General features: G+C 60.1%; 6 protein-coding genes. All 6 read left to right on the top strand.

Annotated elements, in window-relative coordinates; all coding sequences use genetic code 11:
• Positions 1-420 (top strand): 3-hydroxyacyl-ACP dehydratase FabZ (fabZ, locus tag WBB95_RS22430; RefSeq protein ID WP_424489563.1); only part of this gene is annotated, 420 nt, incomplete at its 5' end.
• A complete protein-coding gene (gene lpxA / locus WBB95_RS22425) occupies positions 417-1,193 on the top strand; it encodes an acyl-ACP--UDP-N-acetylglucosamine O-acyltransferase (protein WP_424489562.1) in 777 nt (258 codons plus the stop codon). The genes fabZ and lpxA, both read left to right, overlap by 4 nt.
• 2 nt (positions 1,194-1,195) lie before the next feature.
• Positions 1,196-2,335: a lipid-A-disaccharide synthase gene (gene lpxB, locus WBB95_RS22420; protein WP_424489561.1), complete on the top strand. Its 1,140-nt coding sequence runs from the start codon at positions 1,196-1,198 to the stop codon at positions 2,333-2,335.
• A complete protein-coding gene (rnhB, locus tag WBB95_RS22415) occupies positions 2,332-2,964 on the top strand; it encodes a ribonuclease HII (RefSeq protein ID WP_424489560.1) in 633 nt (210 codons plus the stop codon). The genes lpxB and rnhB overlap by 4 nt, the downstream gene beginning before the upstream one ends.
• A 77-nt stretch (positions 2,965-3,041) precedes the next feature.
• On the top strand, positions 3,042-6,563 hold the full coding sequence (dnaE, locus tag WBB95_RS22410) for a DNA polymerase III subunit alpha (RefSeq protein WP_424489559.1): 3,522 nt from the start codon (positions 3,042-3,044) through the stop codon (positions 6,561-6,563).
• 129 nt (positions 6,564-6,692) lie between these two features.
• Positions 6,693-7,640 (top strand): acetyl-CoA carboxylase carboxyltransferase subunit alpha, encoded by a 948-nt coding sequence (locus tag WBB95_RS22405; RefSeq protein WP_122542627.1) that lies wholly within the window; start codon positions 6,693-6,695, stop codon positions 7,638-7,640.
• The last annotated feature ends 58 nt before the right edge of the window (positions 7,641-7,698 follow it).

Below are 7,698 nucleotides of genomic sequence, written 5' to 3'. Positions count from 1 at the left end.
CGCGAATACCTGCCTCACCGTTACCCGTTCCTGCTGGTGGACCGTGTGACGGACCTCAATGTTGAGGAAAAGCGCATTCGTGCCTACAAGAATGTCAGCATCAACGAACCGTTCTTCAATGGTCATTTCCCTGCGCATCCAATCATGCCGGGCGTGTTGATCATCGAAGCGATGGCCCAGGCTGCCGGTATCCTTGGTTTCAAAATGCTCGACCTCAAGCCTGCCGACGGCACGCTGTATTATTTCGTGGGCTCCGACAAGCTGCGTTTCCGCAACCCGGTCACCCCGGGTGACCAGTTGATCCTGGAAGCCAAGTTCATCAGTTGCAAACGCCAGATCTGGAAGTTCGAATGCCAGGCCTCGGTGGACGGCAAGCCGGTGTGCTCCGCTGAGATCATCTGTGCGGAACGCAAACTATGAGTTTGATTGACCCTCGCGCAATCATCGATCCGTCGGCCGTACTGGCCGACGACGTTGAGGTCGGCCCTTGGTCGATCGTCGGCGCAGGTGTGGAAATCGGCGAGGGGACTGTCATCGGGCCGCACGTGATCCTCAAGGGTCCGACCCGCATTGGCAAACACAATCGTATCTACCAGTTTTCCTCGGTAGGCGAAGACACCCCGGACATGAAGTACAAGGGTGAAGAAACGCGCCTGGTAATCGGTGATCACAACATCATCCGTGAAGGCGTGACCATTCACCGTGGCACGGTGCAGGACCGCGCTGAAACCACGTTGGGTGATCACAACCTGGTCATGGCGTATGCGCACATTGGCCATGACAGCGTGATCGGCAACCATTGCATCCTGGTCAACAACACCGCGTTGGCGGGCCATGTGCACGTTGACGACTGGGCGATCCTGTCCGGTTTTACCCTGGTGCATCAGTACTGCCATATCGGCGCCCACAGCTTTTCCGGCATGGGCACTGCGATCGGCAAAGACGTTCCGGCATTCGTCACCGTATTCGGTAACCCTGCCGAAGCGCGCAGCATGAATTTCGAAGGCATGCGCCGTCGTGGTTTCAGCGAAGACGCGATTCACGCCCTGCGCCGCGCCTACAAGGTGGTTTACCGCCAAGGGCTCACGGTTGACCAGGCCTTGACCGAACTGACCGAGCCGGCAGCGTTGTTCCCGGAAGTCGCGGTGTTCCGTGACTCGATCCAGGCGTCGACTCGCGGCATCACCCGCTGATCATGGCCACTTTGCGTATTGCGTTGGTGGCCGGTGAGGCTTCCGGCGATATTTTGGGCGCGGGCTTGATGCGGGCCCTTAAAGCCCAGCATCCTGCGGTGGAGTTTATCGGTGTCGGCGGCCCGCTGATGGAGGCCGAAGGTCTCACGTCCTACTTTCCCATGGAGCGCTTGTCGGTCATGGGCTTGGTGGAAGTACTGGGCCGCCTGCGTGAGCTGTTGGCCCGCCGCAAGCTGCTGATCCAGACGCTGATCGAAGAAAAGCCCGACGTCTTTATTGGCATCGACGCGCCGGACTTCACCCTCAATATCGAACTCAAGTTGCGTCAAGCCGGCATCAAGACCGTGCATTACGTCAGCCCGTCCGTGTGGGCGTGGCGGCAGAAGCGCGTGCTGAAGATCCGTGAAGGCTGCGACCTGATGCTGACCCTGCTGCCCTTCGAGGCCAGGTTCTATGAAGAGAAGGGCGTGCCGGTGCGATTTGTCGGCCACACCCTAGCTGACACCATTCCTCTGCACGCAGACCGTGCTGCAGCGCGTGCCGAGCTGGGCTTGCCCGACGGCGCGCTCGTTGCGTTGATGCCTGGCAGTCGTGGCGGCGAAGTGGGCCGCCTCGGCGCGGTGTTTTTTGATGCCGCCGAACGTCTGCAAGCCCTGAAGCCGGGAGTGCGCTTTGTATTGCCGTGCGCGAGCCCTCAGCGCCGTGCGCAAATAGAGGCCTTGTTGGTCGGTCGCAATTTGCCGTTGACCTTGCTCGACGGCTGCTCGCACCTCGCGCTGGCCGCGTGCGATGCCGTGTTGATCGCCTCCGGCACCGCGACCCTGGAGGCCTTGCTCTACAAGCGCCCGATGGTCGTGGCCTATCGCCTGGCGCCGCTGACCTTCTGGATTCTCAAGCGCATGGTCAAAAGCCCGTACATCTCGCTGCCGAATTTGCTCGCCCAGCGCCTGCTGGTGCCCGAGTTGTTGCAAGACGATGCGACGCCTGAAGCCTTGGCGCACACCCTTTTCCCCTTGATCGACGGCGGCGAAGAGCAAACCCGTGGGTTTGACGAAATTCACCGCACCTTGCGCCGTGATGCATCGAACCAAGCGGCAGATGCCGTGCTCACGTTGATCGGTCATCAGCAGGAAGCCCTATGAAGACGCAAATGGGCCTGGATTTCAGCCTGGTCGCCGCGGCCCTTGATCTGGTGGCGGGCGTCGACGAGGTCGGTCGTGGCCCGCTGTGCGGTGCCGTCGTCACGGCTGCCGTGATTCTCGATCCGAACCGCCCGATCCTCGGCCTTAACGATTCGAAAAAACTCACCGAAGCCCGTCGCGAAAAGCTGTATGACGAGATTTGTGAGAAAGCCCTGAGCTGGCACATCGCCCGGGCTGAGGTCGAAGAAATCGACGAACTCAACATCCTGCACGCCACCATGCTGGCGATGCAGCGCGCGATTGAAGGCCTGCATATCACGCCTAAAATGGCGATGATCGACGGCAACCGTTGCCCAACATTGACGATGCCGGCAGAAGCTGTGGTCAAGGGCGACAGCAAGGTTCCAGCCATCGCGGCCGCCTCGATCCTGGCCAAGGTCAGCCGTGACCGTGAAATGGCCGCTTTCGAATTGATCTACCCCGGCTACGGCATCGGTGGGCACAAGGGCTACCCGACGCCCGTTCATCTGGAAGCCCTGGCTCGCCTGGGCCCGACGCCGATCCACCGTCGCTCGTTCGCCCCGGTCCGCCAGGCTTACGAGGCACGGGAGAGTCTCAGCGAGGTTTAGTCGCGAGGCTGATGTTTTGCTCAAGGCCCGGTACAATCCCGGGCCTTGTTGTTTCTAAGTTTCTAGACAGGATCACTATGCCGGCTTCATTCGTTCACCTGCGCCTGCACACTGAATATTCCCTGGTCGACGGCCTGGTACGGATCAAACCGCTGGTCAAAACCCTGGTGGGCATGAACATGCCTGCGGTGGCGGTGACCGATCAGAACAACATGTGCTCTCTGGTCAAGTTCTACAAAAACGCCATGGGTGCCGGGATCAAGCCGATTTGCGGCGCCGACCTGTGGCTGTCGAACAAAGACCCGGATAACCCACTGAGCCGCATCAGCCTGTTGGCGATGAACGGCGTGGGGTATCGCAACCTCACTGAGTTGATTTCCCGTGGTTTTATCGACGGCCAGCGCAATGGCTCGATCATCATCGAGCGCGAATGGGTCGCCGAGGCCAGCGAGGGCGTGATCATGCTCTCGGCGGCCAAGGAAGGTGAGATCGGCATCGCGCTGCTGGGTGGCAACCCTCAGGAAGCCGAGGTGCTGGCCCGCGAGTGGATGCAGGTCTTTCCTGACCGTTTCTACCTGGAAGTCCAGCGCACCAACCGCCCCAACGATGAAGAGCACCTGCACGCCGCCGTCGCGCTGGCTGACAAGCTGGGCGCGCCTTTGGTCGCAACCAACGATGTGCGCTTTATCAAGAAAGAAGATTTCGAAGCCCACGAAACCCGCGTGTGCATCGGCGAAGGCCGGGCGCTCGACGACCCGCGTCGTTCGAAGAACTACAGCGAAGAGCAATACCTCAAAAGCGCCGATGAAATGGCCGAGCTGTTCAGCGACCTGCCCGAGGCCCTGGAAAACTCCGTCGAGATCGCCAAGCGCTGCAATATTGAAGTGAAGCTGGGCAAGCACTTCCTGCCCAACTTCCCGATTCCCGATGGCATGACCATCGATGAGTACTTCCGCAAGGTCTCGTTCGATGGCCTTGAAGATCGCCTCAGCGTGCTGTTGCCCAAGGACACCACCGAAGACTACGAAGCCAAGCGCCAGGTCTATGTGGACCGGCTGAATTTCGAGCTGGATATCATTATCCAGATGGGGTTCCCCGGTTACTTCCTGATCGTAATGGACTTTATCCAGTGGGCCAAAAGTAACGGCGTACCGGTAGGCCCTGGGCGGGGGTCGGGTGCCGGCTCGTTGGTGGCCTATGTGCAGAAGATTACCGACCTCGACCCGCTGGAATATGACCTGCTGTTCGAACGGTTCCTGAACCCGGAACGGGTGTCCATGCCCGACTTCGACGTCGACTTCTGCATGGACGGTCGCGACCGCGTGATCGAATACGTGGCCGAGAAATACGGCCGCAACGCCGTGAGCCAGATCATTACCTTCGGCTCCATGGCGGCCAAGGCTGTAATCCGTGACGTTGCGCGGGTGCAGGGCAAGTCCTACGGCCTGGCGGATCGCCTGTCGAAGATGATCCCGTTCGAAGTGGGCATGACCCTGGAAAAGGCCTACGAACAGGAAGAGATCCTGCGCGACTTCATCAAGATCGATGAAGAGGCCGCCGAAATCTGGGACATGGCCCGCAAGCTTGAAGGCGTGGTGCGTAACGTCGGCAAACACGCCGGTGGCGTGGTGATCGCGCCGACCAAGCTCACCGACTTTTCGCCGATTTATTGCGACGAAGAGGGCGGTGGCCTGGTCACCCAGTTCGACAAGGACGACGTGGAGGCTGCCGGCCTGGTGAAGTTCGACTTCCTCGGCCTGCGGACCCTGACGATCATCGACTGGGCGCTCAAGACCATCAACCGCGAGCGCGCCAAGGTCGACGAGCCGCCGCTGGATATCGCGTTTATCCCGCTGGACGACAAACCGACCTACCAGTTGCTGCAAAAAGCCGAAACCACGGCGGTGTTCCAGCTTGAGTCGCGCGGCATGAAGGAGCTGATCAAAAAGCTCAAGCCCGACTGCCTGGAAGACTTGATCGCATTGGTGGCGCTGTTCCGTCCGGGCCCGCTGCAATCGGGCATGGTGGATGACTTCATCAACCGTAAACACGGGCGCGCGGAGCTGGCTTACCCGCACTCTGACTATCAGTACGAAGGCCTCAAGCCAGTACTGGCGCCGACCTACGGCATCATCCTGTATCAGGAACAGGTGATGCAGATCGCCCAGGTGATGGCCGGTTACACCCTCGGCGGTGCGGACATGCTGCGTCGCGCCATGGGTAAGAAAAAACCCGAGGAAATGGCCAAGCAGCGCGGCGGTTTCATTGAAGGTTGCGCCAGTAACAATATCGACGCCGACCTTGCCGGTAACATTTTTGACCTGGTGGAAAAATTCGCCGGTTATGGCTTCAACAAATCCCACTCCGCCGCCTACGGCCTGGTCTCGTACCAGACCGCCTGGCTGAAAGCTCACTACCCGGCGCCGTTCATGGCGGCGGTACTGTCGGCGGACATGCACAACACCGACAAGGTCGTGACCTTGATCGAGGAAGTGCGCACCATGAAGTTGCGCCTCGACGCGCCAGACGTGAACGCTTCCGAGTTCAAGTTCACGGTGAACGACGAAGGCCGCATCATTTATGGCCTTGGCGCGATCAAAGGCGTGGGCGAAGGCCCAGTTGAAGCCATCACCGAAGCGCGTCAGGACGGCCCGTTCACGGACCTGTTCGACTTCTGCGCGCGGGTTGACCTCAAACGCATCAACAAGCGCACCCTCGACGGCCTGATCCGCAGCGGCGCACTCGACCGTCTCGGCCCGTATTTCCATGATGAGCCGAAGGCTTACCAGGCCAATATCGACCGCAACCGCGCGGTGTTGCTGACCGCCATGGAAGAGGCGATCAAGGCCGCCGAGCAGACCGCCCGTACCCATGACAGCGGCCACGCCGACCTGTTTGGCGGCTTGTTCGTCGAGGAAGATGCGGATGTGTACGCTAACCACCGCAAGGCCAAGGACCTGACCCTCAAGGAGCGTCTCAAGGGTGAAAAAGACACCTTGGGCCTGTACCTCACCGGTCACCCGATTGACGAATACGAAGGCGAAATCCGCCGTTTCGCTCGCCAGCGCATCATCGACCTGAAGCCGGCGCGTGATACCCAGACCGTCGCCGGCATGATCATCGCCCTGCGCGTGATGAAAAATAAGAAGGGCGACAAGATGGGCTTCATCACCCTCGACGACCGCTCGGGCCGGATCGAAGCATCGCTGTTTGCCGACGCGTTCCACTCCGCCCAGTCGCTGCTGCAGACTGACGCCATGGTGGTGGTGGAAGGGGAGGTCAGCAACGACGACTTCTCTGGCGGCCTGCGCCTGCGGATCAAACGGGTGATGAGCATGGAAGACGCGCGCACCAACCTGGCCGAAAGCTTGCGCCTGAAGGTCAAGACCGAAGCCCTCAAGGGCGATCAGCTACGCTGGCTGGGTGACCTGCTCAAGCGCCACCGTGGCGCGTGCCCGGTGACCATGGAGTACACCGGCAATGACGCCAAGGCCATGTTGCAGTTCGGCGAGACGTGGCGAATTGATCCCGCAGATGGCTTGATTCAAGCTTTGCGTGACCAGTTCGGGCGAGACAACGTCTTCCTCCAATACCGTTGACGGTCAGATAGGTCTGATCTCGACTGAACATTTAATCTCGACCTAAACGCGCCTCTCCCTTAAGGTAGGGCGCGAATAGACAACCGGCTGGCCAGGCACTCCTTGGCCGTCGACCCAAGACGGACGCTTATGAACCCGAATTTTCTTGATTTCGAACAGCCGATCGCTGACCTGCAAGCCAAGATTGAAGAACTGCGCCTGGTCGGCAATGACAATTCGCTGAATATCGGCGATGAGATCGCTCGCCTGCAAGACAAGAGCAGCACGCTCACCGAAGACATCTTCGGCAAGCTGACCAGCTGGCAGATCGCGCGCCTGGCTCGCCACCCGCGCCGTCCGTACACCCTGGACTACATTCAGCACATCTTCACCGAGTTCGACGAGTTGCATGGCGATCGCCACTTCTCCGACGACGCGGCCATCGTGGGCGGTATCGCTCGTCTGGACGACCAGCCAGTGATGGTGATCGGTCATCAGAAAGGCCGTGAAGTACGCGAGAAAGTCCGCCGTAACTTCGGCATGCCGCGCCCGGAAGGCTACCGCAAGGCTTGCCGTCTGATGGAAATGGCCGAGCGTTTCAAGATGCCGATCCTGACCTTCATCGACACCCCGGGTGCTTACCCGGGCATCGACGCCGAAGAGCGCAACCAGAGCGAAGCGATTGCCTGGAACCTGCGCGTCATGTCGCGCCTGAAAACCCCGATCATCGCCACTGTGATTGGTGAAGGTGGTTCCGGCGGTGCACTGGCCATTGGCGTGTGCGACCAACTGAACATGCTGCAGTACTCGACCTACGCGGTGATCTCGCCGGAAGGTTGTGCGTCGATCCTGTGGAAAACCGCCGAAAAAGCGCCAGACGCTGCTGAAGCCATGGGCATTACAGCCGATCGCCTCAAGGGCCTGGGCATTGTCGACAAGGTGATCGCCGAACCATTGGGCGGCGCACACCGTGACCCGGCTGCCGCCGCCGCGACCATCCGTGCTGAACTGGGCTCGCAACTGGCGATGCTCAAGAAGTTCGATAACGAGGCGCTGTTGGCCCGTCGTTATGAGCGCCTGATGAGCTACGGTCTCTGATCAAAACCTGATCTGGCAGACAATGCAGTACTAATGTGGGAGCGGGCTTGCTCGCGAA

Origin of the sequence: Pseudomonas sp., from assembly GCF_049645325.1 — a bacterium.
Taxonomy (GTDB): domain Bacteria; phylum Pseudomonadota; class Gammaproteobacteria; order Pseudomonadales; family Pseudomonadaceae; genus Aquipseudomonas.
This window is presented reverse-complemented; position numbering and strand designations above follow the sequence as displayed.

Coding starts and splice junctions, on each gene's coding strand:
- lpxA (WP_424489562.1), top strand. CDS start 417: ATGAGTTTGATTGACCCTCGCGCAATCATCGATCCGTCGGCCGTACTG.
- lpxB (WP_424489561.1), top strand. CDS start 1,196: ATGGCCACTTTGCGTATTGCGTTGGTGGCCGGTGAGGCTTCCGGCGAT.
- rnhB (WP_424489560.1), top strand. CDS start 2,332: ATGAAGACGCAAATGGGCCTGGATTTCAGCCTGGTCGCCGCGGCCCTT.
- dnaE (WP_424489559.1), top strand. CDS start 3,042: ATGCCGGCTTCATTCGTTCACCTGCGCCTGCACACTGAATATTCCCTG.
- WBB95_RS22405 (WP_122542627.1), top strand. CDS start 6,693: ATGAACCCGAATTTTCTTGATTTCGAACAGCCGATCGCTGACCTGCAA.